The sequence below is a fragment of the Rhodanobacter sp. B05 genome (genome assembly GCF_002001085.1).
Classification (GTDB): Bacteria; Pseudomonadota; Gammaproteobacteria; order Xanthomonadales; family Rhodanobacteraceae; genus Rhodanobacter.
Genome location: NZ_MUNU01000019.1, coordinates 440,370 through 463,244, shown reverse-complemented (window position 1 = coordinate 463,244; position 22,875 = coordinate 440,370). Strand labels below are relative to the sequence as shown.

28 protein-coding genes and 1 riboswitch are annotated in these 22,875 nt (G+C 66.2%); of the genes, 13 read left to right on the top strand and 15 right to left on the bottom strand.

The features are described from left to right. Positions 1-143: 143 nt before the first annotated feature. From cfa to crcB, 3 genes are read right to left on the bottom strand one after another with little or no spacing between them, the layout of a single operon-like run. On the bottom strand, positions 144-1,262 hold the full coding sequence (gene cfa / locus B0E47_RS15775; protein ID WP_077515207.1) for a cyclopropane fatty acyl phospholipid synthase: 1,119 nt from the start codon (positions 1,260-1,262) through the stop codon (positions 144-146). Between the two features lie 34 nt (positions 1,263-1,296). Continuing rightward, complete coding sequence (locus tag B0E47_RS15770) at positions 1,297-1,635, bottom strand: DUF190 domain-containing protein (protein WP_077515206.1); 339 nt, start codon at positions 1,633-1,635, stop codon at positions 1,297-1,299. 13 nt (positions 1,636-1,648) lie between these two features. Next, positions 1,649-2,035: a fluoride efflux transporter CrcB gene (gene crcB / locus B0E47_RS15765; protein WP_077515205.1), complete on the bottom strand. Its 387-nt coding sequence runs from the start codon at positions 2,033-2,035 to the stop codon at positions 1,649-1,651. Positions 2,036-2,105: 70 nt separating this feature from the next. Beyond that, positions 2,106-2,206, bottom strand: a riboswitch (Fluoride riboswitch). A 74-nt stretch (positions 2,207-2,280) separates the two neighbouring features. Here crcB and B0E47_RS15760 point away from each other — a divergent pair. Next, positions 2,281-3,549, top strand: coding sequence for a multidrug effflux MFS transporter (locus B0E47_RS15760; RefSeq protein WP_077515204.1), 1,269 nt, complete (start codon positions 2,281-2,283; stop codon positions 3,547-3,549). Positions 3,550-3,580: 31 nt separating this feature from the next. Here B0E47_RS15760 and B0E47_RS15755 read toward each other — a convergent pair whose 3' ends face one another. Then, entirely contained in the window at positions 3,581-4,720 is a 1,140-nt protein-coding gene (locus B0E47_RS15755) for a DUF2235 domain-containing protein (RefSeq protein WP_077515407.1), read from the bottom strand. A 173-nt stretch (positions 4,721-4,893) separates the two neighbouring features. Here B0E47_RS15755 and B0E47_RS15750 point away from each other — a divergent pair, with 173 nt between their 5' ends. Together B0E47_RS15750 and B0E47_RS15745 are read left to right on the top strand one after the other, a co-directional pair. Next, the gene (locus B0E47_RS15750) at positions 4,894-5,733 is read left to right on the top strand and encodes an isocitrate lyase/phosphoenolpyruvate mutase family protein (protein WP_077515203.1); all 840 of its coding nucleotides are present in this window, start codon (positions 4,894-4,896) and stop codon (positions 5,731-5,733) included. A gap of 34 nt (positions 5,734-5,767) precedes the next feature. Next, positions 5,768-6,229: a carboxymuconolactone decarboxylase family protein gene (locus B0E47_RS15745; RefSeq protein WP_077515202.1), complete on the top strand. Its 462-nt coding sequence runs from the start codon at positions 5,768-5,770 to the stop codon at positions 6,227-6,229. Positions 6,230-6,277: 48 nt separating this feature from the next. On the opposite strand, the gene B0E47_RS15740 is transcribed toward B0E47_RS15745, so the two are convergent. The 5 genes from B0E47_RS15740 to B0E47_RS15720 form a co-directional block, all read right to left on the bottom strand. Continuing rightward, positions 6,278-6,772, bottom strand: a complete 495-nt coding sequence (locus B0E47_RS15740) for a hypothetical protein (RefSeq protein ID WP_077515201.1) — start codon at positions 6,770-6,772, stop codon at positions 6,278-6,280. Positions 6,773-6,852: 80 nt separating this feature from the next. Beyond that, entirely contained in the window at positions 6,853-7,137 is a 285-nt protein-coding gene (gene minE / locus B0E47_RS15735) for a cell division topological specificity factor MinE (RefSeq protein ID WP_077515200.1), read from the bottom strand. Between the two features lie 5 nt (positions 7,138-7,142). After that, positions 7,143-7,958: a septum site-determining protein MinD gene (gene minD / locus B0E47_RS15730; protein WP_077515199.1), complete on the bottom strand. Its 816-nt coding sequence runs from the start codon at positions 7,956-7,958 to the stop codon at positions 7,143-7,145. 52 nt (positions 7,959-8,010) lie between these two features. Then, positions 8,011-8,784 (bottom strand): septum site-determining protein MinC, encoded by a 774-nt coding sequence (gene minC, locus B0E47_RS15725; protein WP_077515198.1) that lies wholly within the window; start codon positions 8,782-8,784, stop codon positions 8,011-8,013. Further along, positions 8,781-9,401 (bottom strand): GNAT family N-acetyltransferase, encoded by a 621-nt coding sequence (locus B0E47_RS15720; RefSeq protein ID WP_077515197.1) that lies wholly within the window; start codon positions 9,399-9,401, stop codon positions 8,781-8,783. The genes minC and B0E47_RS15720 overlap by 4 nt, the downstream gene beginning before the upstream one ends. Before the next feature lie 193 nt (positions 9,402-9,594). On the opposite strand from B0E47_RS15720, the gene B0E47_RS15715 reads away from it, so the two are divergent. From B0E47_RS15715 to B0E47_RS15685, 7 genes are all read left to right on the top strand, one after another. Beyond that, positions 9,595-10,821 (top strand): histidine kinase, encoded by a 1,227-nt coding sequence (locus tag B0E47_RS15715; protein ID WP_077515406.1) that lies wholly within the window; start codon positions 9,595-9,597, stop codon positions 10,819-10,821. Positions 10,822-10,925: 104 nt separating this feature from the next. Continuing rightward, positions 10,926-11,567: a response regulator transcription factor gene (locus tag B0E47_RS15710; RefSeq protein WP_077515196.1), complete on the top strand. Its 642-nt coding sequence runs from the start codon at positions 10,926-10,928 to the stop codon at positions 11,565-11,567. A gap of 237 nt (positions 11,568-11,804) precedes the next feature. Next, on the top strand, positions 11,805-13,178 hold the full coding sequence (locus B0E47_RS15705; protein ID WP_077515195.1) for a polyketide cyclase: 1,374 nt from the start codon (positions 11,805-11,807) through the stop codon (positions 13,176-13,178). A 188-nt stretch (positions 13,179-13,366) separates the two neighbouring features. Further along, positions 13,367-14,311 (top strand): ABC transporter ATP-binding protein, encoded by a 945-nt coding sequence (locus tag B0E47_RS15700; RefSeq protein WP_077515194.1) that lies wholly within the window; start codon positions 13,367-13,369, stop codon positions 14,309-14,311. Further along, complete coding sequence (locus B0E47_RS15695) at positions 14,308-15,042, top strand: ABC transporter permease subunit (RefSeq protein WP_077515193.1); 735 nt, start codon at positions 14,308-14,310, stop codon at positions 15,040-15,042. Before B0E47_RS15700 ends, B0E47_RS15695 begins: the two co-directional genes overlap by 4 nt. 3 nt (positions 15,043-15,045) lie before the next feature. Next, on the top strand, positions 15,046-16,962 hold the full coding sequence (locus B0E47_RS15690; protein ID WP_077515192.1) for a Gldg family protein: 1,917 nt from the start codon (positions 15,046-15,048) through the stop codon (positions 16,960-16,962). Between the two features lie 135 nt (positions 16,963-17,097). Then, positions 17,098-17,970, top strand: a complete 873-nt coding sequence (locus B0E47_RS15685; RefSeq protein WP_077515191.1) for a cytochrome c oxidase assembly protein — start codon at positions 17,098-17,100, stop codon at positions 17,968-17,970. Between the two features lie 18 nt (positions 17,971-17,988). On the opposite strand, the gene B0E47_RS15680 is transcribed toward B0E47_RS15685, so the two are convergent. Both B0E47_RS15680 and B0E47_RS15675 read right to left on the bottom strand, forming a co-directional pair. Continuing rightward, positions 17,989-18,465: a copper chaperone PCu(A)C gene (locus B0E47_RS15680; protein ID WP_077515190.1), complete on the bottom strand. Its 477-nt coding sequence runs from the start codon at positions 18,463-18,465 to the stop codon at positions 17,989-17,991. Then, complete coding sequence (locus B0E47_RS15675; protein ID WP_077515189.1) at positions 18,462-19,076, bottom strand: SCO family protein; 615 nt, start codon at positions 19,074-19,076, stop codon at positions 18,462-18,464. The genes B0E47_RS15680 and B0E47_RS15675 overlap by 4 nt, the downstream gene beginning before the upstream one ends. A gap of 79 nt (positions 19,077-19,155) precedes the next feature. Between B0E47_RS15675 and B0E47_RS15670 the strand changes: the two genes are divergently transcribed. Together B0E47_RS15670 and B0E47_RS15665 are read left to right on the top strand one after the other, a co-directional pair. After that, on the top strand, positions 19,156-19,536 hold the full coding sequence (locus tag B0E47_RS15670) for a DUF423 domain-containing protein (RefSeq protein ID WP_174566995.1): 381 nt from the start codon (positions 19,156-19,158) through the stop codon (positions 19,534-19,536). A gap of 108 nt (positions 19,537-19,644) precedes the next feature. Then, positions 19,645-19,977 carry a hypothetical protein gene (locus tag B0E47_RS15665; protein WP_217318941.1) on the top strand — a complete coding sequence of 111 codons (333 nt, stop codon included), beginning with the start codon at positions 19,645-19,647 and terminating at the stop codon, positions 19,975-19,977. A 6-nt stretch (positions 19,978-19,983) separates the two neighbouring features. On the opposite strand, the gene B0E47_RS16940 is transcribed toward B0E47_RS15665, so the two are convergent. Genes B0E47_RS16940 through B0E47_RS15650 form a run of 4 tightly spaced genes read right to left on the bottom strand, consistent with a single transcriptional unit; the run spans position 19,984 to position 21,490 of the window. Further along, entirely contained in the window at positions 19,984-20,184 is a 201-nt protein-coding gene (locus B0E47_RS16940) for a hypothetical protein (protein ID WP_139351486.1), read from the bottom strand. Positions 20,185-20,209: 25 nt separating this feature from the next. After that, positions 20,210-20,401, bottom strand: coding sequence for a DUF4177 domain-containing protein (locus B0E47_RS15660; protein WP_077515187.1), 192 nt, complete (start codon positions 20,399-20,401; stop codon positions 20,210-20,212). Between the two features lie 24 nt (positions 20,402-20,425). Beyond that, a complete protein-coding gene (locus B0E47_RS15655) occupies positions 20,426-20,617 on the bottom strand; it encodes an Arc family DNA binding domain-containing protein (RefSeq protein WP_077515186.1) in 192 nt (63 codons plus the stop codon). Between the two features lie 9 nt (positions 20,618-20,626). Beyond that, complete coding sequence (locus B0E47_RS15650) at positions 20,627-21,490, bottom strand: SPFH domain-containing protein (protein ID WP_077515185.1); 864 nt, start codon at positions 21,488-21,490, stop codon at positions 20,627-20,629. Positions 21,491-21,630: 140 nt separating this feature from the next. Between B0E47_RS15650 and purT the strand changes: the two genes are divergently transcribed. Beyond that, the gene (gene purT, locus B0E47_RS15645) at positions 21,631-22,812 is read left to right on the top strand and encodes a formate-dependent phosphoribosylglycinamide formyltransferase (protein WP_077515184.1); all 1,182 of its coding nucleotides are present in this window, start codon (positions 21,631-21,633) and stop codon (positions 22,810-22,812) included. The last annotated feature ends 63 nt before the right edge of the window (positions 22,813-22,875 follow it).

The window sequence follows — 22,875 nt, the reverse complement described above, 5'->3', positions numbered from 1 at the left end:
ACAAGGCAGTGCGGTGAACACGCAGATATGTTCTTCCATCACGCTCTTCTGCGGCGGTGCCGCCATTCGGGCGGATTATGCGGCTTCATGGGCATCGGATCGCAAACGTGGCCAGGTCTTTAACCTTTCCGTGTTCGCAAGCCTCAGCGCGGCGCCCGATATCCACCGGCGACGCCTTTCGGGCTCAGCACAATCTGCCACAGCTGGTCGCGGCGGCTGCGGAACACCGCCGCGGAGACCGCGAGGTAGTAGCGCCACATGCGCCGGAAGCGTTCGTCGTAGCTGGTCGGCAGGCTCGGCCACGCTGCTTCGATGTTGGCGCGCCACGCGCTGAGGGTGCGGTCGTAGTCGGCACCGAAGTTGTGCCAGTCCTCGACCACGAACAGGTCTTCCAGCGCCACGGTGACCTGGCTGGCGGCGGGGATCATCGAGTTCGGGAAGATGTATTTCTCGATCCACGGGTCGGTCTGCGCCGGCGCGCTGTTGCTGCCGATGCAATGCAGCAGCGAGAGACCGCCGCCCTTGAGGCAACGCCGCACGGTTTCGAAGTACGCGCGGTAGTTCTTGCCACCGACATGCTCGAACATGCCGATCGAATACACCGCGTCGAACGGCTCGTCGATGTCGTGGTAGTCCTGCAGACGGATTTCGATCGGCAAGCCGGCGCACAACGCGCGCGCGTACTCGGCCTGCTCCTGCGAGACGGTGATCCCGACGCCCTCGATACCGTAGTGTTCGGCGGCAAATTTCAGCGCCTCGCCCCAGCCGCAGCCGATGTCGAGCACGCGCTGGCCGGTCTGCAGTTGCAGCTTGCGGCAGACCAGGTCGAGCTTGGCCGCCTGGGCGTCGTCGAGGTTGTCGGCCCTGGCCCAGTAGCCGCAGGAGTACACCGTGTAGCGGCCCAGCATGGCGCGGAACAGGTCGTTGCCGAGATCGTAGTGCGCCTTGCCGATCTCGAACGCGCGCTCGCCGCGCTGCAAGTTGATGAAACGGGCCTTGAGGTGGGCGAGCAGGGTGTCGAGCGTCTTCAGTTCCTGGTCCAGCCCGGCGGTGAGCAGGCGGGTGCACAGGCCGGCCAGGTCGTCGGCGTCCCACCAGCCGTCCATATAGGCTTCGCCCAGGCCGAGCGAACCGTGCGCGAACACGCGCGCATACAGGCGCTCGTCGTGCACGCGCAGGTCGATCGGTGCGCCGCCGTCGATGTGGATGTCAGCCTGTGCCAGCAGTTCGCTGGCGCGATTTTTCAGGTCGTCCTGGCTCATGCCTTGCCCCGTCGTGGAGTGTCGCCGGCGCCGATCAGGTTGCGCCGAGCACGGCGAAGCTTGCGGGATGGCGTGCATACGTGGCGTCTACGTTGGCTTCGCGTACCAGCTGCAGCAGCATCTCGGCCTGTTCCTCGCGCAGCAGGAACTCGATCTTGATCGGCAGGTCGTCGGCCAGTTCGAAGAATTGCTCCTCGTGCAGCACGCCATGCCGACCGAAGCCGGCGATCGCCCGGAATACCGAGCCGCCGCCGAGGCCGTGCCTTTTCGCCTGTTCCAGCAGCCACTCGGACAGCAGCATGCCGTCGTGTCGGGCGCGCAGGTGGCAATAGAAGGTCAGGTGCACGCCTTGTTGCAGGGTTTCCTGGTTCATGCGGACTCCGGCTTCAATGGCGCAACAGGCTGCGGGTGAGGGTGAGTCCGAGCACGGTCATGCCCAGCGAGCCGACCAGGTGCAGCAGGACATGCCCGCCGAACCACAGGTATTGCTGGCGCAGCAGCAGGGTGGTGGCTTCGGCGGAAAAGGTGGAGAAGGTGGTCAGCCCGCCGAGGAAGCCGGTCATTACGAACAGCTGCAGTTCCGGCGAGACCGCCTGGAAATTCCGGAACAGGCCCATCGCGATGCCCATCAGCAGGCCGCCGGTGAGGTTGGCCGCCAGCGTGCCCAGCGGCACGGTGGGGAACAGCGGGTTGAAAAAAATGCCCAGCCCCCAGCGACACCAGCAGCCGATCGCGCCGCCCAGACCGATCGCAACAAATCCACTGACACCCACGAGCGCTTCTCCATTGAATGAAAAGTGTCCGGTTGCGGCGGCGGCAGGCAGACCTGCGCCGCCGGAAACCGGCGATGCAGGCATCATCAACCTCGACGTGGGTCGCACGGGAGGTGGTTTGTCCCGCGACAGTCGCGCCGGAACGGGAGGCATGCCATCTCCCACGCGGCCATCGTAGTCGATCGGCCGGCCTTCGCGTCAAGCGCGGCCATATACTGCCGGGCCCCCATGCCGTTGCTGTCACCATGAACCCAGCCCAGCGCCCCGTACGACGCAGCCTGCCCTGGCTGCTCGCCGCGCTGTCGATGATCGGGCCGTTCTCGATCGATGCGGTGTTCCCGTCGTTTCCGTCGATCGGCATGCGCTTCGGGGTGGACGACGCGGCGCTGCAGCAGTTGATCAGCGTGTACCTGATCACGTATGCCGTGATGAGCCTGTTCCACGGCGCCATCTCCGATGCGATCGGACGCAAGCCGGTGATGATTGCCGGCATGCTGCTGTATGCGCTGGCGTCGGTGGGCGCCGCGCAGTCGACATCGTTCGCCATGCTGCTGGCCTGTCGCGGCCTGCAGGGCGTGTGCGCCGGTGCCGGCCTGGTGGTGGGGCGCGCGCTGATCCGCGACAGCCTGGAGGGCGCCGCCGCGCAGCGGCTGATGGCGCAGGTGATGATGATCTTCGGCGTGGCGCCGGTGATCGCGCCGATGGTCGGCGCGCTGCTGCTGCCGCTGGGCGGCTGGCATGGCATCTTCTGGCTGCTTGCCGGGTTCACCGCCGTGTTGTCGCTGGCCTTGTGGCTGCTGCTGGAGGAGACCCATCCACGCGAGCGTCGCACGCCATTCGCGCTGCGCCACCTGCTCGCCAGCTACGCGTCGTTCGGGCGGGATCGGGTGTTCTGGCCGCTGCTGGTGTCAAGCTCGGTCAACTTTGCCGGCCTGTTCCTGTACATCGCGTCGGCGCCGCGGATCGTGCGCCAGCTGCTGCATTTGTCGGCGCAGGGTTTTCCGTGGTTGTTCATTCCGGTGGTGGTGGGTCTGGTCGGCGGGGCGTGGTTGTCGGGCCGGATGGCCGAGCGCGCCAGTGTGCGGTTCACCGTCAATCTGGGTTACGCCGTGATGGCGCTGGCCTGTGCACTGCACCTCGCATGCGCGCTGGCGTTTCCTGCGGCGCGGCTGCCGTGGTCGATGCTGCCGCTGATCCTGCACGGCATCGGCGTGCAACTGGCGTTCCCGACCCTGACCCTGTTGCTGCTGGATCGCTTCCCGCAGCGGCGGGGCGGCATCTCGTCGATACAGGCGTTCGCCAGTCTCCTGTTGTGCAGCGTGGTCGCCGGCGTGTTGTCGCCATTGCTGTCCGTCAGCATGCTGGGCCTGGCGCTGGGTGCCTCGGCGTTGACCGGTGTGGGTGCGCTCGCCTGGTGGCGCTACCAGGCGCCGGGTCGTCGCGCACTGGACCGGGGCCTGCCCAACACCGATCCCGCTACCGTGATCCAGGCGGAAATCGCCGAGCCGCATTGAGCCGACAGGGCGGCCAAACGCGACCAGCCAGTCAGGTCGGCGTGTCTGCTGCAGGGGGAGTTTCGACCACGCTCTCCACGGACATCAGGACGATGGACTGTGCCAGTGCGCGAACCAGGGTGGGCGAACGATAGCTCGGGTCGGCAAGCCAGCGGCGCCACACCGATTCGTCGACTTTTTCGTTGACGCCACTGCCCAGGCTGCGGTCGAACGGCGGCTTGAACTCCTTGTAGAGGCCGAACATGAACTCCTTGTAGGAATTGCGCGGCACGCCCCGGTAGGCGTCGCCGGCCGGCCGCAGGCGTTCGCTGCAGGCGAGGCCGACGCCGATGGCTTTTTCCTGCAGCCAGGCCAGGGCCAGGTCGGGCAGCGGATCGGGCTTGCGTCCGTCGCCGTCGCAGTCGTTGCCGCCGCCCACGTCGGAATGCGCGCCGATGAACCAGCGTTGCTCGATCTCGATCTGTTCCTGCTTCTTCGAGGTCAGCGATTCGCCGGCTTTCACCGTGTAGGGGTTGCGCGTCCACACCGCGGGTGCAAAGTCGCCGCGGTGCTCGTCCAGGGCCAGCGCCTGATAGGCGTATTTGACGATCTTGCTGAGCTCGGTGTCGTGGAACTGGTAGTGCGCGCGGGCATACGGAAACCATGAGGCGGTGACGGGGATGCCCAGCGAGCCCACCGTATCCCACACGCCGATGAAGTGGATGTCGACCTCGATCGAATGCGCGGCGCGGAACGCCACCGCCAGCGGGTCGCCCGGCTTGATGGCGACGTCCTGGTAGAAATCGTAGGCGCGACTCGCGTCGGCCTTAGCCACGCTGCCATCCGGCGCACGCTTCAGCAGGCCGCATTTGCGGATCAGCCCGCCGAGGCTGCGTGCGGTATAGGCGCCACGGCTGAAGCCGAACAGATAGATGTCGTCGCCGGGCTGCCATGTCTGGCACAGCCAGCGATAGCCATCCAGCACATTGCCTGACAGGCCGTAGCCGAACGCGCCGCCCAGCAGGTGGCTGAGCCCGCGCTTCACGCCCACGCCGGGGATGTAGTTGACCAGCTGTGCATTGCCGAGTGCATCGACCGGCGCGATCAGTCGGCGCAGGCGTTCCACGTTGGTGTTCGACTCCGGCTTGTTCCAGGTTCCATCGAACAGGAGCACGAGCCTGCGGTTCGCCATGATGCCCTCCATCGCATGGCCTGCGTAGAATTGATCAGAGTATCCCCAGCTGCTGCCGTCGTGGCAATCCAGTGCAGTCTGGACCGCTCTGCCACCGGACCGTCATCTGCGCACGGCGCGGGAGTGGCGTAACGTGTGCGGTCGATCCACGGAGACTCATACGGCAGGCACCGATGAAACTGCAGACACAGATCGACCTGGCGCACACCTTCCGCCGCATGCACGATCGCAAGCAGGTGTTGTTGCTGCCCAATTGCTGGGATGCCGGCAGCGCGCGATTGTTCGTGCAGCATGGCTTTGCCGCCATCGCCACCACCAGCGCCGGGGTGGCGTGGTCGCTCGGTTACGCCGATGGCGAGCAGGCGCCGCTGGCCGAAGTGCTGGCGGCGATCGCCCGCATCACGCGGGTGGCCGGAGTCCCGGTGACCGCCGATATCGAGACCGGCTACGGCCACGCGCCGGCGGACGTGGCCCACACCGTGCAGGCGGTGATCGCGGCCGGGGCGGTGGGCATCAATATCGAGGATGGCATGGCCGGGCATGGGCCGCTGCGCGAGGTTGCCGATGCATCGGCGCGCGTGCGCGCGGCGCGGGCAGCGGCCGATGCGAGCGGCGTACCGATCGTGATCAATGCGCGGGTGGACCACTGGATGCAGCCCGGTCATGCCGATCCGGCGACCCGCCTGGCCGACGCGATCGAGCGCGCGAAGGCCTACCTGGCCGCGGGCGCCGACTGCATCTATCCGATCGGCCTGGGCGACCCGGCCACGCTGGCGGCACTGGTCCGGGCGCTCGACGCGCCGATCAACGTGGCGGCAGGTGCAGGCATGCCCGGCCTCGCCGAACTGGCCCGGCTCGGTATCGCCCGGGTCAGCACGGCCACGCGCCTGGCCACGTTGGCATTCGCCGCGGTCGATCGCGCCGTGGTCGCCATGCTGGCCAGCGGCCGCTTCGATGGCCTGACCGCGGATTTCACTTATGCGGATGCGCAGCGCCTGTTCGAATCCGCCTGAGTTTCACCTTCCATCAGTATCGAGAGGATTCACCATGAGCCACCGTGTCGACTACAAGAGCGCGTCGCCCGCCGCCTTCAAGGCCATGCTGGGCATGGAGACGCATGTGCGCCATTCGGGGCTGGAGCATGCGCTGCTGGAACTGGTGAAGCTGCGCGTATCGCAGATCAATGGCTGCGCGTATTGCCTGGACATGCACAGCAAGGATGCGCGCGCCGCGGGCGAGACCGAACAGCGCCTGCATGTGCTGGCAGCCTGGCGCGAGGCGCCGTTCTATTCCGCGCGCGAGCGCGCCGCGCTGGCCTGGGCCGAGGCGGTCACCCTGGTGGCCACGAATGATTTGTCCGATGCGTTGTATGACGAGGTGCATGCCCAGTTCGACGACCGGGAGATGGTCGACCTCAGCATGGCGATCATCACGATCAACGGCTGGAACCGCCTGGCGATCGGATTTCGGGCGGAGGTGGGGAGCTACGAAGCCACGCCGGGTGCCTGAGAGGGTAGGTGTCGGCAGCCGGGCATCCGCCATTGACATCGCGGCAGCTCAGGACGGCAGGCCGCGCGCCTGCAGGAAGACCCGTGCGTCGTCCGCGTCGTGCTCGAACCACGTGCGCGCCGAGCCGAGCCGGAACGAATAGCCCCAGGCGTCCATGTCGGCCATCAGGCGCGCTCGGCCCACGCCGGGCAGTTCGTCGGCGAGCAGAATCTGCAGGTAGCAGGTGGCGTCCTCTTCCTCGATCGAATCGGTGGCGTCGGTATGGACGTCCAGACGTCTTTCGGACGGCAACACGATCAGATGGCCGGCTTCGTGCAGCAGCGAGTGCACCGGTGTGTCGTCGCGCACGTAGACCGTGGTGCCGATGATGCCGGCCTCTTCGTCGCCCCAGAAGCTGCCCGGGATCGCTTCGCCAGGTGCCACGCGCCGAAGTTGCAGGCCGTAGCGACCGAGCAGCGCGGCGGCTGCATCGAAGCCGATCTGGCCGACGCGCATCACGCTGCTGTCCGGGTCGCTGGCGGAAGAATGGCTGTCGGGGTGCATGCGTGTGCGGCGCGCGGATCGGGTGAAAGAATGAGGCCGGGCGACTTGCCGCCACCCGGCGCGGAAGCCGGATCGACCGCTCAGCCGGTCTGGACGGCGCCCTTGGCCGCCTGCTTGCCTTCGGGCAGGGTGACCGAGAGTTCGAGGATCTCGTGGCCGCTGTCGCGCTCGAAATTGATGTTGATGGCATCGAGGTCGACGTGGACGTACTTCTTGATCACTTCAAGCAGCTCGTTGCGCATCATCGGCAGGTAGTCCGGTGCGCCGCGGGTGGAGCGTTCCTGCGCCACGATGATGCGCAGGCGTTCGCGCGCGACGCTGGCGGTGGCTTCGGGTTTGCGCTTCAGGAAATCGAGAATGCCCATCGTGATCAACCTCCGAACACGCGCTGGAGAAAGCCTTTCTTCGGCACGTCGATGAAGCGCAACGGGCGCTCCTCGCCAAGAATGCGTGCGACGGTGTCGCTGTAGGCCTGGCCGGCGTGGGATGTGGTGTCGACGATCACCGGGATGCCGTTGTTCGACGCGGTCAGCACGTTTTCCGATTCGGGGATCACGCCGACCACTTCGATGCCGAGGATTTCCTCGACGTCCTTGACGCTGAGCATTTCGCCGATCGCGACGCGGGCCGGGTTGTAGCGGGTCAGCAGCAGATGCTGGGTGACCGGGCCTTCGCCGCGCTCGGCGCGGCGGGTCTTGCTGGCGAGCAGGCCGAGGATGCGGTCGGAGTCGCGCACCGAGGACACTTCCGGGTTGACCACCACGACGGCGTGATCGGCGAAGTACATCGCCAGATGCGCGCCTTTCTCGATGCCGGCCGGCGAGTCGCACACGACGTAGTCGAAGCCGTCCTCGGACAGGCCGTCGAGTACCTTCTCCACGCCTTCCTGGGTCAGCGCGTCCTTGTCGCGGGTCTGGCTGGCGGCCAGCACGTAGAGGTTGTCGTGGCGCTTGTCCTTGATCAGCGACTGTTTCAGCGTGGCTTCGCCGTGCACGACATTGACGAAGTCGTACACCACGCGCCGCTCGCAGCCCATGATCAGGTCGAGGTTGCGCAGGCCGACGTCGAAGTCGATCACCGCGGTTTTCTTGCCGGCCATGGCCAGGCCGGTGGCGAGCGAGGCGCTGGTCGTCGTCTTGCCGACGCCGCCTTTGCCGGAGGTGACAACGATAATCTCAGCAGTCAAGGGCCCATCTCCGCATGTCTTGTTGTTGTTGTGGGTGATTTGTGGTGATTGATCACAGCCTGGCGATCATCAGCTTGTCTTCTTCCAGCCAGCATTGCACGGAATGACCTTCGAGCTCGACGGGAATCTGCTCGAACACGCGGTATTGCCCGGCGATCGCCACCAGCTCGGCGCGGAAATCGGAAACGAAGATGCGCGCCTTCTCGTCGCCCTGCGCGCCGGCCATGGCGCGACCGCGCAGGCCGCCGTAGATGTGGATGTTGCCGTCGGCGATCACCTCGGCGCCGTTGGCCACCGCAGCGGTGACGATGAGGTCGCGCTCGCGCGCGTAGACCTGCTGGCCTGAGCGCACCGCCCGGGCGTGATGCTGGGCGCCCTGCGGGCTGCCGGCGGTAGGGGCGGACAGGATCGGTTCGGGTTGCGGTGCGGGTGGTGTCGGCGCGGCGGGTTCCGGCGTTGCCGTCTTCGCCGCCGCGGTGGCCGGCTCGTAGGCGGCGCGGAACTTCGCGATCAGCGGCAGGCCCATGCGCCTGGCCAGCGCTTCGGTGGCGCTGGTGCCGTAGGCAAGCCCCACCGGCAACATGCCGGCGCTGCGCACCGCTTCGAGCAGGGCATCGACGGCGCCATCGTCGGGCAGGTCGGGCAGGTGGCTGAGATCCAGCACCACCGCGGCGCGGAAAAACATCTGCGGGGCGGCGCGCACGCGGCGCTCCAGCTCGTCGCACAGTGCTGCGGCGTCGACCCGGCGCACCCGCACGCAGGCGATGCCGACCTGGCCGAAGCGCAGGTCACAGGCCTCGGTATCGATCGTGGAGCCTGCCTTCATGCTTGCCGTTCCCCGGCGACGCGGCGCGGACTGGTGTCGTGCAGCGAAGGGCGATCACGTTCGGCCAGCCAGGGCACGTCGGGCAGGCCGCCATGTGCCAGCCAGGTATCGCGCACGTAGCCGTAACTGGGCAGGTCCTTGGCCAGCAGGCTGACCTGCGGGCCGTCGGCGCCCATCTTCTGCTGGTCGACCTCCTGGAAACCGTAGGTGCCGTGGAACAGCACCACCACGTCGTCGCGCGGCTCCAGGAACACCTCGCAGGTGAGCAGGGGCACGCGTACTTCGGCGTAGCTGTGCACATCGCAATAGAAGATGCGGCCCAGGCCGTGGCGACGGTAGGCGTTCGCGATCACGATGCGGTCGATGTAGGCGAACTGCGGGTAGTGCCCGGCAAACCAGCCGTAGTTCGGGCTGTCGTAGTCGTGGCCTTCGCGCAGGGCGATCAGGAAACCGGCCAGGTGGCCGTCGATTTCGGCGACGCGGAAATAGTCGGCCTGCTCGAAGAAGTAGCGCAGCCGGCTGGCGTCGAGGGCGAGGATGGAGCGACCGGCGGCGTTGTTGAGCGCCAGCACGGCATCCAGGTCGTGCTCGCGCACGTCGCGGATGGCAAGGGCCATTCGTTGCTCCGCAATGGTGGATTCAGGACTGAGGTCGACGGGTCGATCTCGCGATCGGCGCATTATGCCATGCGACCGTGGCCCTTACATCAGCCGTGGCACATGTAAAAGCTTCGTAAACAGGCCTCGGCCGGCGGCAGCCATGACTTCTCGCGCATTGCGCGAAACGCCGGCACGCCCAATGATGCGGGCCATGCGCTGGCCTTTCCTCAATCATATTCGGCTGCTTCGCTATGCCGGCTTCTTCACCTACCTGTCGGTGGGCACGCCGCTGGTCACCAACTGGGCCACCGAACGGTTGACCGAGCTGAACAGGCTGCACAGTCCCAATTTCGCCTTGTTGTTGTGGACGCTCTGCTATCTGGTGTTCGGGCTGATGTACTGGCTGATCACCGGCAACCTGGGCTCGCGCCGGCATCTCCTGCTGAAATTGACGGGGCTGGCGGTGATGACGGCCACGGCCATGGCCGTGGGCTGGTACAGCCACAGCGGACTGTCCGCGATGCTGATGGTGGTGATCGCCATGGTGCTGCCATGGGTGTTGCCGGCCTGGCTGGGCGTGCTGTGCATCGTGCTGCAGAACCTTGGCCTGGTGATCGTGTTCAGCAGTTTTCCGGACTACAGCCTGCAGCTGGCGATACTCCAGACCTTTCTCTACGTGGGCATCTCGGTACTTGCCTTCACCGTGTCGATGGTGGCCAGCCAGCAGGCCGAGCAGCGCGAGGCGCAGCGCCGGCTCAATTCCGAACTGCGCGCCACGCGCGCCTTGCTGGCCGAGTCCAGCCGGATCGCGGAGCGCATGCGCATCGCCCGCGACCTGCACGACCTGATCGGTCATCACCTCACGGCGCTGAGCCTCAACCTTGAAGTGGCCAGCCATCTCACCAACGAGGCGGCCGGCGCGCATGTGCGCAAGGCGCAGAGCACGGCCAAGCTGCTGCTGGCCGACGTGCGCGAGGTGGTCAGCGAATTGCGCCAGGACGATTCGATCGACCTGACCCAGGCACTGCGCAGCCTCACCGACGGGGTGCCGGGGTTGAACGTGCACGTGGTGATGCCGCCGCGCTTCAGCGTGGAGGATCCGCGGCGCGCCCAGGTGCTGCTGCGCTGCGCGCAGGAAATCATCACCAATGCCGCCCGCCACGCCGGCGCGCGCAACCTGTGGCTCAATTTCGCCTATGCCGATGCCAGTCTGCTGGGTCTGCATGCGCGCGACGACGGCCGTGGCGTCGAGCTGGTCGAGGAGGGCAACGGCCTGTCGGGCATGCGCGAGCGCCTGGCCGAGTTCGGCGGCAGCGTGACGCTGGAGACCGGGCTCAGCCGCGGCTTTGCGTTGACCGTGCGGTTGCCGCTGGGGGAACAGGCGGCGCTGGCGCACGCGCCGTCCCGGTTTGAGCCACCGGCGCTGAATGTGTCGTAATGTTGGCGGGTTGGAATGCCGTGCCCGGAACGCCACGTCCCGGTCGGTGTACTTTGGCGGCCTTCCACGCCACGTCCTGAGTCACCCATGATCGAGGATTCACGATGATCTCCGTTTGTCTCGTCGACGACCAGAATCTGGTACGGCAGGGCGTCCGTTCGCTGCTGGACCTGGCTGAGGATATCCGCGTGGTGGCCGAGTGCGCCGACGGGGCCCAGGCCGTGCTGGAGGTGCCGCGGATCAAGCCGGACGTGATGCTGCTGGACCTGCGCATGCCCAACATGAGCGGGCTGGAGGTGCTGCAGGCGCTGTCGGCGCGCAACGAGCTGCCGCCGACGATCATCCTGACCACGTTCGACGACGACCAACTGGTGTTGCAGGGCCTCAAGGCCGGTGCCCGCGGCTACCTGCTCAAGGACGTCTCGCTGGAGCAACTGGTCGAGGCCGTGCGCACGGTGGCCGGCGGCGGCTCGCTGGTCGCGCCGATGGTCACCCAGCGGTTGATGGCCGGGGTGGCGCGGATGCAGAACCAGTTCACCAGCCTGGAGCAACCCGATCCGCTCACCGAGCGCGAGACCGAGATCCTGCGGCTGCTGTCCGGCGGTTACAGCAACAAGGAGATCGCCAATTCGCTCAAGGTGGCCGAGGGCACGGTGAAGAACCATGTTTCCAACATCCTGTCCAAGCTCGGCGTGCGCGACCGCACGCGTGCGGTGCTGAAGGCACTGGAACTGGGCATCGTCTGAGGTCTTTCCAGGCCCCGGCCGCGGGGAGTGGGGAGCCCGCCACGCAGGCGGTGGAAGCCGTCATTCCCGGGCCGCACGGCGGGTGCTTTGCGCAGATAGCGTTCCAGCCCGCGAGCAAGTAACATCCATGGCTTCGGTTTTTTGCCGACCCCGTCCGTTGCCCCTTCGGGTGCGCCAATGCGGCGGCGGGAGCACACACCCAAGGTATGGCGTAAAGACGCTTCGGAGAACTCTGGAATGATGCGTGTCTTTGAATTTCTGGTTGCCCTGGTCATCGTCGCGGTGATCGGTGTCCTGGCAGCGGTGGTCATGCCCGGCAGCGGTCATGTGGAACGCCAGTTGGTGATGGGCAAGGATTTGCGCCAGGTTTACGACGTCCTCGACAATTTTCGACGGTTGCCGGATTACTCGGTGCTCCGTTCGCTGGACCCCAACGTGCAGTTCAAGTTCTCCGGCAAGGCCTTCGGCCCGGGCGCGGAAATCAGCTGGACCAGCACCGATGCCAAGCTCGGTGACGGTGGCCTGACCGTCGCCAGCGCCACGCCGGACTTCGACAAGATCGACAACAACACCCAGGACGCAACCATTGTCTGGAACCTGGACAACAGCTGGCGCGGTCTGGACAAGCATTTCACCCTCGATCTGGAGCGCCAGGGCCACGGCCGGCTGACCCAGGTCACCTGGTCCTACGATGTGAAGTACGGTTGGAACCTGGTCAACCGGTTCGCCAACCTGTACATCCACGGCGACCCCGATTCGTTCATCGAGTTCAGCCTGAACAACCTGCAGAACGTGCTGGCCGGCGTGGCCAACGTGGATTACAGCGGGTTGCTGCCCAAGATCGTGCAGTCGCAACCGGGCCCCGTGCTGTTTGTCACGCGTCACATCGACCGCAGCAAGGGCGGTACCGAAGCGCTGGACGACGCCATGAGCCAGGCCGATACCGAACTGCGGGCCGAGGCGAAGAAGCTGGGCGTGAATGTCACCGGTCCGTCGATCCTGTTCATCACCAACTACGGCGATCCGGATTTCGATTTCGAGGTGGCGCTGCCGATCGATTCCAGCACGCTCACCGTCAATGGCCAGGCCGAGCAGTTGACCCCGCCGACTGCGCCGACCCTTGCTGCCGCGGAGCCAGCCGAAGCCAGCACCGCAGCCGGCGCCGCGGGTGCAACCGGACCCGCCGCGGGTAGCCGCGACCGTTTCGGCCGGCTGGTGGTGGAAGGCGACGTGCGCGCGATGCTGGCGTTCGGCGGTGCCACGCTGCAGGGCGACTGGGACGGCACCTTCAATGGCGTGCCGCAGACGGTGAAAATGCTTACCGCCTATGCGCAGACGCACGGTTACAAGTTCGACAGCAACCTCAGCCCGCCGTACGACATGGTGGTGACGCCGGCGGTGAAAGATGCCAGCGGTGGTTTCGTTTCGTACGCCAAGCACCAGGTATCCCTGCCGCTGACCGAAGCCCCGGCACAGACGCCGGAACAGGAAGCCGGCCTGCAGCCTGCGTCGGCGGGCACCGCCAATGGGCCGGCCGCCGCCGGCTCCGCGCCGGCCTCGGCCAGCAGCGCAGCTCCCGCAGCTTCCGCGTCGGCTGGCAGCGCCGAATAAGCCATGCTGGTCGAGGTATGACGAAGGCCCTTCCGTGATGGAGGGGCCTTTCGTTTTGGTGATGGCGGCGCCGGCCGGCCCGGATCCGACGGACTCCCGGAGCTTGCGGTACATTCCGGAGGACATCCGGTGCCATCGCCGGTTTCCGGCGCGCGTGCCGGTAGTGCCGTTACAACCTGCCAGCGGACATGATCGAAACCGAACAGCTCACCCGATGCTATGGCAACCTGACCGCCGTGGATGCGCTCAGCATCCGTGTCGAGCCCGGCCAGGTGCTTGGCCTGCTCGGCCCCAACGGCGCGGGCAAATCCACCGCGATGCGCATGATCGCCGGGTTCCTGGTGCCGACCTCGGGCAGCGCGCGGGTGTGCGGCCATGATGTGATGCGCGAACCGCTGCAGGCCAAGCGTGCCCTCGGCTACCTGCCGGAAGGTGCGCCCAGTTACGGCGAAATGACGGTACGCGAATTTCTGCAGTTCATCGTGCGCATGCGCGGGCTCAAGGGCGAGGCGGGTTATCGGCGCTTCGGCGCGGTGGTGCAGCAACTGCAACTGGAGGACGTGCTTGGACTGGGCATCGATACCTTGTCCAAGGGATTGCGCCGGCGCGTCGGGCTGGCGCAGGCGATCCTGCACGATCCGCCGGTGCTGATGCTGGACGAACCCACCGACGGTCTCGATCCCAACCAGAAACATGCGGTGCGCCAGTTGATCGACGTGATGGCGCGCGAGCGCACGATCCTGATCTCCACCCATCTGCTGGAGGAAGTGCATGCGCTGTGCAACCGGGTGGTGATCATCGCGCGCGGCAAACTGCTGGCCGACGCCACGCCGGCCGAACTGGAGGCGCGCTCGCGTTATCACGGCGCGGTCTCGTTCAGCGCACCCGGCAGCGGCATGTCGCAGGAGATGCTCGGTCGCCTGCCGCAAGTGGCGGGGATCGAGGTCGATCCACTGGATGGGCGCATCACCGTGTTCCCGAAGCCAGGTGCACGCATCCTGGAGCCGGTCGAGACCCTGCTGCGCGAGCAGGGCCTGGAGGTGTCCGAGATCCAGCTTGAGCGCGGACGGCTGGACGAGGTGTTTCGCCATATCACCACCAGTGGCGAAGACCGTGCCGGGGTGCCCGCATGAGTCCCGTGAGTGCCGTGCTGCGGCGCGAATTGCGCAGCTATTTCGTGACGCCGGTGGCCTACGTGTTCCTGGTGATCTTCCTGGTGCTGGCCGGCATCCTCACCTTCTACGTCGGCGATTTCTACGAGCGCGGGCAGGCCGACCTGCAGCCGTTCTTCGTGATGCACCCCTGGCTGTACCTGATCCTGGTGCCGGCGATCACCATGCGCATGTGGGCCGAGGAGGCCAAGGGCGGCACCCTGGAACTGCTGCTGACCCTGCCGCTGACGCTGTGGCAGGCGATGCTCGGCAAGTTCCTGGCGGCGTGGTTGTTCATCGGCCTGGCGCTGGCGTTGACGTTCCCGATCTGGATCACGGTCAACTACCTCGGTTCGCCGGACAACGGGGTGATCCTGGCCGGCTATCTGGGCAGCTGGCTGATGGCCGGGACCTTCATTGCGATCGGCGCCTGCCTTTCCGCGCTGACCCGCAACCAGGTGGTGGCGTTTATCCTCACCGCGCTGGTATGCGTGTTGCTGATCCTGGTCGGACAGCCGCAGGTGCTGGATTTCTTCCAGGGGGCGTTGCCGCGCCGGTTGGTGAATGCGGTGGCGCACCTGTCGATGCTGCGCCATTTCGAGGCGATCTCGCGCGGCGTGCTGGACGTGCGCGACCTGGTGTACTTCCTGTTCAGCACGCTGGGCTGGCTGATCGCGGGCGTCCTGTTGCTCGACCTGAAGCGGACGCGCTGACCGATGCCCCGCCTGCGCCTGCCCGCGATATTCACCGTGCCGCTGCAACTCACCCGGCGCGGCGCGCTGTACGCCGGACTGATTCTGCTGGTGCTGGTATTCGTGCCGCTGATCGTGACCAGCAGTCGCTGGCTGCACGCCACCCGAATCGACCTGACCGCCGACAAGCTCTACACCCTCACGCCGGGCACCTTGCAGATCGTCGACAGATTGCATCGACCGCTGCGGTTGACCCTGTATTTCTCGCAGCACGCCACCCGCGACCTGCCGCAGTTGCGCAGCTACGAACAGCGCGTGCGCGAAATGCTGCAGGAGATGGTGGCCCGTTCGCATGGCCACATCCGCTTGCAGGTCATCGACCCGGTGCCGTACTCGGACGACGAGGCCAGTGCCGAAGGCAGCGGCCTGATTGCCGCCAACGGCGGCAGCAATGGCGAGCGGGTGTTCTTCGGCCTGGCCGGCAGCGTGATGCCGCATGGCGAGGACAGCGCGGGCGAGGAGGATCGCGTACCGGAAAAGGCCTTGTCGATTCCATTCTTCAATCCCTCGCGCGAGGCGTTCCTCGAATACGACATCGCCAAGCTGCTGTACGAACTGAACCAGGTCGACAAGCCGTCGATCGGCGTGATCAGCTCGCTGCCGGTGCAGGGCGCCCCCGCGCTTGGCGAACAACCCTGGGCGGTGATGCAGCAGCTGGGCCAGCTGTTCACGCTGCAGACGCTCGATCCGGACCAGCTGACCCACGTGGATGGCAAGCTGAAGGTGCTGCTGCTGATCCACCCGAAAAACCTGCCAGCCGCGGCGCAGTATGCGATCGACCAGTACGTGATGAACGGCGGACACCTGGTGGTCTTCGTCGATCCGGATGCCGAGCTGGACACCTCGCCGTTCACACCGGACATCACCGGGCTGCCCGCGCATGCCTCGAACCTGCCGCGCCTGTTTGCGGCTTGGGGAGTGGCCTACGATCCGCGCCAGGTGGTGCTCGATCGCAGCCGCTCACTGCAGATCGAGTTGTCCGGCAGCAACCTCAATCATCCGGCGATGCTCGGGCTGGGCGAGCAGGAGCTCAACCGCAATGACGCGGTGACAGCCAGCCTGCAGCGGATCAACGTCTCCACCATCGGCCACTTCGACCTCACGCCCACGGCGCGCACGCGGCTGATACCCCTGCTGCAGAGCAGCGCCGATGCCGAGTTGGTGTCCACGCAACGGGTGATGGATGCCAGCAACGATCCAACCCGGCTGCTGCAGGGCTACAAGGCGGACAATGCGAACTATGTGCTGGCCGCGCGATTGCGTGGCACGTTCGACAGCGCGTTTCCCGAGGATGCCGGCAAGCCAGGTTTTCGCGGCCATTCGGCGCCGAACGCCGAGGTGGTGCTGGTGGCCGACACCGACCTGCTCAGCGACCGGTTGTGGGTCGAGCCACAGACCATGCTGGGCCAGGCGATGATACGGATCTTCGCCAACAACGGGGATTTCGTCACCAACCTGGTCGACAACCTCAGTGGTTCCTCGGCGCTGCTGTCGATCCGCGGCCGCTCCACCTCGCAGCGACCGTTCACGCGGGTGCAGGCGCTGCGCAACGTGGCGGACCAGAAATTCCTGCAGAAGGAGCAGGAACTCGAGCAGGAGCTTGCGGACACGCGGCGCCGGCTGGATGAGTTGCAGCCCGCCAAGGGTACCCATCCCAGCACGATCACCACCGAGCAACGCAGCGAGATCGAGCAGTTCCGCCAACGCCAGCTGGCGATCAACAAGGAACTGCGCGACGTGCAACACCAGCTCAATGCCGAGATCGATGCGCTCGGCCTGCGCGTGAAGGTGATCAACATCGTGCTGGTGCCGGCGCTGGTGGTGCTGATCGGCCTGCTTTACGGCTGGCGCCGCACGCGATACAGCCGGCGTCGGCGTTGAGCCGGGCGGAATACCGGCGGCAATCTGCCGCAAGCAGTCCGTGCCAACCGGGCAGACGCCGCGGACCCGCCGCATTATGCTGGGCGGTGCTGCCCGGCCGTCGCCGGTGCGGATGGAAGAAGAAGTAGCCTGATCGTGATCGCAACCCTGTTGAAATGGGCGGTGCCGTGGGAGTTTTCGTGGGTCTTCCTGGCCACGTTCCTGCTGGCCTGCGTGCTGTACTGGCGCGGCAGCCGGCGGCTGCGCGTGGGCTTCGCTCGCCAGCTGGCGTTCTGGGTCGGCATGGCGATCATCTACCTGTCGTTGCACACCTACCTCGATTACTACGCCGAGCATGAGTTCTTCATGCATCGCCTGCAGCAGTTGCTGCTGCATCATCTGGCGCCGTTGCTGATCGTCACCGCGTATCCGGTGAGCGTGTTGCGCGCCGGCCTGCCGCTGAGGTGGCGGGTGCACCTGTTGCGACCGCTGCAGCGGTCATGGCCGTGGCGGGCAGTGCTGGGCGTGCTGATGAATCCGACGGTCGCCACCGTGCTGTTCATCGTGTTCGTGCTGATCTGGCTGATCCCGGATCTGCAGACGCTGGCGATGCTGGACTGGCGCGTCTACCGCTTCATGAACTGGACGATGCTGATCAGCGGCTTCGCCTACTGGTCGCTGGTACTCGACCACCGGCCGCACCCGCCGGGGCGAATGGTGGCGGGCATGCGCGTGCTGTCGCCGGCGATCACCATGTCGCCGCAGATCCTGGCCGGCGCCATCGTCACGTTCTCGCGCACCGATCTCTACCCGATCTTCGAGATCTGCGGTCGTGCCTTCACCTTCAACGTGCTGACCGGACAGATGATCGGCGGCCTGATCACCTGGGTGCCTGCGGCGATGATCGAGTCAATCGGTGGCCTGCTGGCCTTGCGTCTCTGGCTGCGGCTGTCGCGCAACGGGCGCCTGCCGCGTCGACGGTTGCCGGTGCGGACGCCGGCGGCGATTGCCGGTGGCATGCCCGACTGAGGCGCTTGCGTCTTCGTGTCAGGACGACGGGTGGTCGGCGTGCCCGCTGCCGTCGTCCAGCGCATTGGCTGGGCGGGCGATGAAATCGGTGGACAAGGTGCTGCCGTCGCTGAACTTCAGCAACAGGCGCACCGTGCTGCCGGGTTTCACCGTCGCGGCCGGCTGCATCAGCATCAGGTGGTAGCCGGCCGGGGCCAGCCGCGCCTCGCCGTGTGCCGGTATTGGCAGCGAGTCCACCATCGTCATGCGGCTGACGCCACCGTCGGTCGAGCTGTGGTGCAGCATCACTTGCGCGTATGCCCTGCTGCTGGCGCCGGTCAGCGCCACCGGCTGGTCGCCATCATTTTCCAGGGTGACATAGGCGCCGGCGGGCAACGCGCCTGGCAGCACGCGAATCCAGGCATGCGTGGCATGCACGTGGTCGGCGGCGCTTGCGTGCACGCCAGCGGCGAGCGACAGGCCGGCAAGCAGGGCGAGCAGGGGGGCGTGTTTCATGAAGGGTCTCCGCTGTCGAGCAGCAGGTGCAGGTCGTGCACCAGATCGTCCTGTTTGCTGGAGGGTGTGTACAACACGCGCGGGTTGCCGTCGCGGTCGAACACGTAGATCGCCGAGCTGTGGCTGACCTCGTAGCCGCCATCCTTGCTGGCGGGCTCGCGCGTGAAGGCCGAGCGATAGCGCTTCACCAGGGCCTCGATGGCACGTGGCTGGCCGGTCAGGCCGGTCGCGTGCGCATCGAACGCGTTGACGTAGGCATGCAGCACCGCCGGCGTATCGCGGGCGGGATCGACGCTGACGAACAGGATGCGTGCGCCATCGGCGAGCTTGCCCAGGCGCTGCATCACCACATGCAGGTGCGCCATGGTCAGCGGGCACACATCCGGGCAATGGGTATAACCGAAATACAGCAGAACCACCTTGCCGCGATAGTCCGTGGCAGAAACCGTCTTGCCTTCGTCATTGGTGAGCGTGAACTCCAGTTGCGGCATGTGGCCGGTCAGGTTGGTCAGCCGGAACGGCAGCGGCGCCGCGTGGTGGCAGCCGGCGAGCAACAGGCCGATGGCAAGCAGCAGGAGCAACGCAAGGGGGCGGCGCCAGGGCGACTTCATGCGAGAATCCGGAAGGTTCATCCCTCGAAGCATACGCCAGCGCTTGCGGTCTGTGACTCGAAACCCGGGAAACCCGTCCATGCTGCGACAACCTGTCAGTACCCAAGTCGCGCTGCTGGTTGGCGTCGCCGGCGCCAGCGCAGTCCTGCTCGGCGCATTCGGCGCGCATGCGCTGCGTGGCGTACTCGACGCGCATCAGCACGAGCTGTGGCATACGGCGGTGGACTATCACGTCTGGCATGCGCTGGCGCTGGCGCTGGCGGCGGGACTGGGGCGTGGTCGCAGTCGTCGCGTCGCGCTCGTGGCATTTGCGCTCGGCATCGTGCTGTTCAGCGGCAGCCTGTATGCGCTGGCCCTGGGTGCACCACGCTGGACCGGCATCATCACCCCGCTTGGCGGACTGGCGTTCGTCACTGGCTGGATCGCGCTGGGGCTGTCATTGCGCTCGCGCGCGGAGTGACCCCGCGTCACCTGATCGTTGCGATCGCGTCATGCGCCCGTCATGCGGCGGTTCCAGCATGCAGGCATGAAGATCACAGCGATTGTCCTCAGGCACGGCTGGCTTCCCTTGCTGGCTCTGGTCGCCATCATTTTGTGCCAGTTCGGGCCGGACGGTTCGTCGCGCGTCGGCACCGGAACGGGGCCGGCGTTCAACGCGCTGGCGCATTGGCGTGAAGATGGCCGCGACTGGCTGGTGGTTGCCGATGGCGAGGCCGATGAAGTCGTGGTCTACGACGCCGCCGACGGACGGCCATTGCAGCGGCTCAGGGTCAACGGCGGCCTGCAGGATCGCGACGCGCTGGTGCAGCGGGGCGGTCATATGTTCGTGGTTCGCCAGAATGGCACCCTGGAGGAACTCAGCTTGCCGCAGTTGGAGATCGCGGCGGCAGACAGTCGCTGATCGCGGTCAGGCGAGACTGGCCAACTGGTCGGCGCTCATCGCAGCCTTCATGCGCTCGTTGAAATCGGCGGTGGCGCCGGTGTAGTCGCCGTGGTCGAGATGATCGAGCATCCTCACGGATGTGGCCTGGCACGGCGTGTCGACGGCGTGAGCCGGAGCAGTACCCGCGACTATGAGGATGCAAAGGGAAACGGCAAGTTTCAGCATCGCGGTTTTCTCCGGAGTTGGTGGTTCAGCGCGGTCGCTTGAGGTACAGCGTCACCGGATAGATCGGGCCGTAGCCCAGCGCGTTGACCAGCTCCCAGCCTTGGTTGCCTTCGCGGTTGAGCAGGGTGATGAGGTCGCTGTCGTCAGGTGTATCGGTAAGCTTGAAGGTACCTTGCCGCTTCACCGTCACCACTTTGTATTCCCATGTCGTTGCCATGTGTCGACTGCTCCGGGTTGCAGGTCAGTGCGTGTCGTTGTCAGGTGTGGTCTTGTCCGGGCCGGTTTTCAGCCGGCCGGCCTTGCGCAGTGCCTCGCGCAGCACGTATTCGATCTGCGCGTTGACGCTGCGCAACTCGTCGTCGGACCAGCGCTGCATCGCGTCCAGCACGGCGGCGCTGATGCGCAGCGGGTAGGCTTTTTTCTCGACGGCCATCGCGATGCGTCAGTACAGCGTGCCGGTATTCAGTACCGGTTGGGTGCCGCGTTCGCCGCACAGCACGACCAGCAGATTGCTGACCATCGCCGCCTTGCGCTCTTCGTCCAGGTTCACCACGCCGCGCTGGCTGAGCTGGTCCAGCGCCATCTCGACCATGCTCACCGCGCCTTCGACGATCCTGGTGCGCGCGGCGATGATCGCGCCGGCCTGTTGTCGCTGCAGCATCGCCTGGGCGATTTCCTGGGCGTAGGCGAGGTGGCTGATGCGCGCCTCGACCACCTGCACGCCAGCCTTGCCGAGGCGGGCCTGGATCTCGTCGCGCAGGTGCGAATTGATCACGTCGCCGTGACTGCGCAGCGAGGGTTGGCCGTCGTCGTGCGAGTCGTACGGGTAGCTCTGCGCCATCTGCCGCAGCGCCGACTCGCTCTGGATGTGCACGTAGTTCTCGTAGTCGTCCACGCAGAACACCGCCTCGGCCGTATCCAGCACCTGCCACACCACCACGGCGCCGATCTCGATCGGGTTGCCGTCGTTGTCGTTGACCTTCAGCTTGCCGCTCTCGAAATTGCGCACACGCAGCGAGATGCGTTGCTTGGAATAGAACGGATTGGTCCAGCGCAGCCCGGCCAGGCGAACGGTGCCGGCATACTTGCCGAACAGCTGCAGCACCTGACCCTCGTTCGGGGCGACCTGGAAGAAGCCCTTCAGCATGAAAGCGGTGATTACTTCCAGCGCAAGGCCGACGCCAATGCCGATGATCTCCTGCGCCGGCGCGGATACCAGCACCAGGAAGGTGGCAATCGCAAAAAGCACGATGCAGACGCAGACGAAGGGAATGCCAGCCAGCGAAAAGCCCTTGTGTTCGTTCATGGAATGATCCTCCCGTAGGTGCGGGGAATTAGATATCAAAATGATATCTAATTACAAGTGGCTTTCGCTGCAACGTCGCCAGCGGCGGGCCGGCGCAATTGGCGGCCCTTACAATGCCGGTTTGCGCCAGGAGTCTCCCGATGAAATCTTTCGGCACCCCGTATTCCGATCACGCGCTGCGCGTGCTGCTGCTGGGCGCGGGCGAGCTGGGCAAGGAGGTGGCGATCGAGCTGCAGCGCTACGCGGTCGAGGTGATCGCGGTGGACCGGTACGCCAACGCGCCGGCGATGCAGGTGGCCCATCGCAGCCACGTCATCGACATGCTCGATGGGGCGGCCTTGCGTGCGGTGATCGAACTGGAGAAACCCGATCTGGTAGTGCCGGAAATCGAGGCGATCCACACGCCGACCCTGATCGCACTGGAGAAGGAAGGGCAGCGGGTGATCCCGACCGCCCGCGCGGCGTGGCTGACGATGGATCGCGAAGGCATCCGCAAACTGGCGGCCGAGGAATTGAAGCTGCCGACCTCGCCGTATCGCTTCTGCGACGACGAGACGCAATACCGCGGGGCGGTCGCCGCGATCGGCTATCCGTTCGTGATCAAGCCGGTGATGAGTTCGTCCGGCAAGGGCCAGAGCGTGGTGCGCAGCGCCGACGAGTTGCAGCACGCGTGGGATTACGCGCAGTCCGGTGGCCGTGCCGGCAAGGGGCGGGTGATCGTCGAGGGTTTCGTGGTGTTCGACTACGAGATCACCATGCTTACCGTGCGGCATGTCGGCGGCGTGAGTTTCTGCGCGCCGATCGGTCATCGCCAGGAAGACGGCGACTATCGCGAATCGTGGCAGCCGCAGCCGATGAGCGAGTCCGCGCTGGCCGAGGCGCAACGGCAGGCTGCCGCCGTCACCGCGGCGCTCGGTGGCTGGGGCGTGTTCGGCGTGGAGTTCTTCGTGCGCGGCGACGCGGTGATTTTCTCCGAGGTCAGTCCGCGTCCGCACGATACCGGCCTGGTCACCCTGATCTCGCAGGAGTTCTCCGAATTCGCCCTGCATGCGCGCGCGATCCTCGGCCTGCCGATTCCGGTGATCCACCAGTACGGTCCGTCGGCCTCGTGCGCGGTGCTGGTTGCAGGCGACGGCAGCGCGCCGCGTTATCACGGTGTGGCCGAGGCGCTGGCCGAGCCGGATACGCAACTGCGCCTGTTCGGCAAACCCACGGTCAGCGGACGCCGGCGCATGGCGGTGACGCTGGCGCGCGCGGACACGCTGGAGGCCGCGATCGCGAAGGCCGTGCGCGCGAAGGAGCAGCTGCGCATCGAGCTTTGACCGTGGCGATCAGGTGCGGTCGATGCGCTACGCTTGCGTCATCGAATTCGACGAGTGGGGGAT

Coding starts and splice junctions, on each gene's coding strand:
- cfa (WP_077515207.1), bottom strand. CDS start 1,262: ATGAGCCAGGACGACCTGAAAAATCGCGCCAGCGAACTGCTGGCACAG.
- B0E47_RS15770 (WP_077515206.1), bottom strand. CDS start 1,635: ATGAACCAGGAAACCCTGCAACAAGGCGTGCACCTGACCTTCTATTGC.
- B0E47_RS15760 (WP_077515204.1), top strand. CDS start 2,281: ATGAACCCAGCCCAGCGCCCCGTACGACGCAGCCTGCCCTGGCTGCTC.
- B0E47_RS15755 (WP_077515407.1), bottom strand. CDS start 4,720: ATGGCGAACCGCAGGCTCGTGCTCCTGTTCGATGGAACCTGGAACAAG.
- B0E47_RS15750 (WP_077515203.1), top strand. CDS start 4,894: ATGAAACTGCAGACACAGATCGACCTGGCGCACACCTTCCGCCGCATG.
- B0E47_RS15745 (WP_077515202.1), top strand. CDS start 5,768: ATGAGCCACCGTGTCGACTACAAGAGCGCGTCGCCCGCCGCCTTCAAG.
- B0E47_RS15740 (WP_077515201.1), bottom strand. CDS start 6,772: ATGCACCCCGACAGCCATTCTTCCGCCAGCGACCCGGACAGCAGCGTG.
- minE (WP_077515200.1), bottom strand. CDS start 7,137: ATGGGCATTCTCGATTTCCTGAAGCGCAAACCCGAAGCCACCGCCAGC.
- minC (WP_077515198.1), bottom strand. CDS start 8,784: ATGAAGGCAGGCTCCACGATCGATACCGAGGCCTGTGACCTGCGCTTC.
- B0E47_RS15720 (WP_077515197.1), bottom strand. CDS start 9,401: ATGGCCCTTGCCATCCGCGACGTGCGCGAGCACGACCTGGATGCCGTG.
- B0E47_RS15715 (WP_077515406.1), top strand. CDS start 9,595: ATGCGCTGGCCTTTCCTCAATCATATTCGGCTGCTTCGCTATGCCGGC.
- B0E47_RS15710 (WP_077515196.1), top strand. CDS start 10,926: ATGATCTCCGTTTGTCTCGTCGACGACCAGAATCTGGTACGGCAGGGC.
- B0E47_RS15705 (WP_077515195.1), top strand. CDS start 11,805: ATGATGCGTGTCTTTGAATTTCTGGTTGCCCTGGTCATCGTCGCGGTG.
- B0E47_RS15700 (WP_077515194.1), top strand. CDS start 13,367: ATGATCGAAACCGAACAGCTCACCCGATGCTATGGCAACCTGACCGCC.
- B0E47_RS15695 (WP_077515193.1), top strand. CDS start 14,308: ATGAGTCCCGTGAGTGCCGTGCTGCGGCGCGAATTGCGCAGCTATTTC.
- B0E47_RS15690 (WP_077515192.1), top strand. CDS start 15,046: ATGCCCCGCCTGCGCCTGCCCGCGATATTCACCGTGCCGCTGCAACTC.
- B0E47_RS15680 (WP_077515190.1), bottom strand. CDS start 18,465: ATGAAACACGCCCCCCTGCTCGCCCTGCTTGCCGGCCTGTCGCTCGCC.
- B0E47_RS15675 (WP_077515189.1), bottom strand. CDS start 19,076: ATGAAGTCGCCCTGGCGCCGCCCCCTTGCGTTGCTCCTGCTGCTTGCC.
- B0E47_RS15670 (WP_174566995.1), top strand. CDS start 19,156: ATGCTGCGACAACCTGTCAGTACCCAAGTCGCGCTGCTGGTTGGCGTC.
- B0E47_RS16940 (WP_139351486.1), bottom strand. CDS start 20,184: ATGCTGAAACTTGCCGTTTCCCTTTGCATCCTCATAGTCGCGGGTACT.
- B0E47_RS15660 (WP_077515187.1), bottom strand. CDS start 20,401: ATGGCAACGACATGGGAATACAAAGTGGTGACGGTGAAGCGGCAAGGT.
- B0E47_RS15655 (WP_077515186.1), bottom strand. CDS start 20,617: ATGGCCGTCGAGAAAAAAGCCTACCCGCTGCGCATCAGCGCCGCCGTG.
- B0E47_RS15650 (WP_077515185.1), bottom strand. CDS start 21,490: ATGAACGAACACAAGGGCTTTTCGCTGGCTGGCATTCCCTTCGTCTGC.
- purT (WP_077515184.1), top strand. CDS start 21,631: ATGAAATCTTTCGGCACCCCGTATTCCGATCACGCGCTGCGCGTGCTG.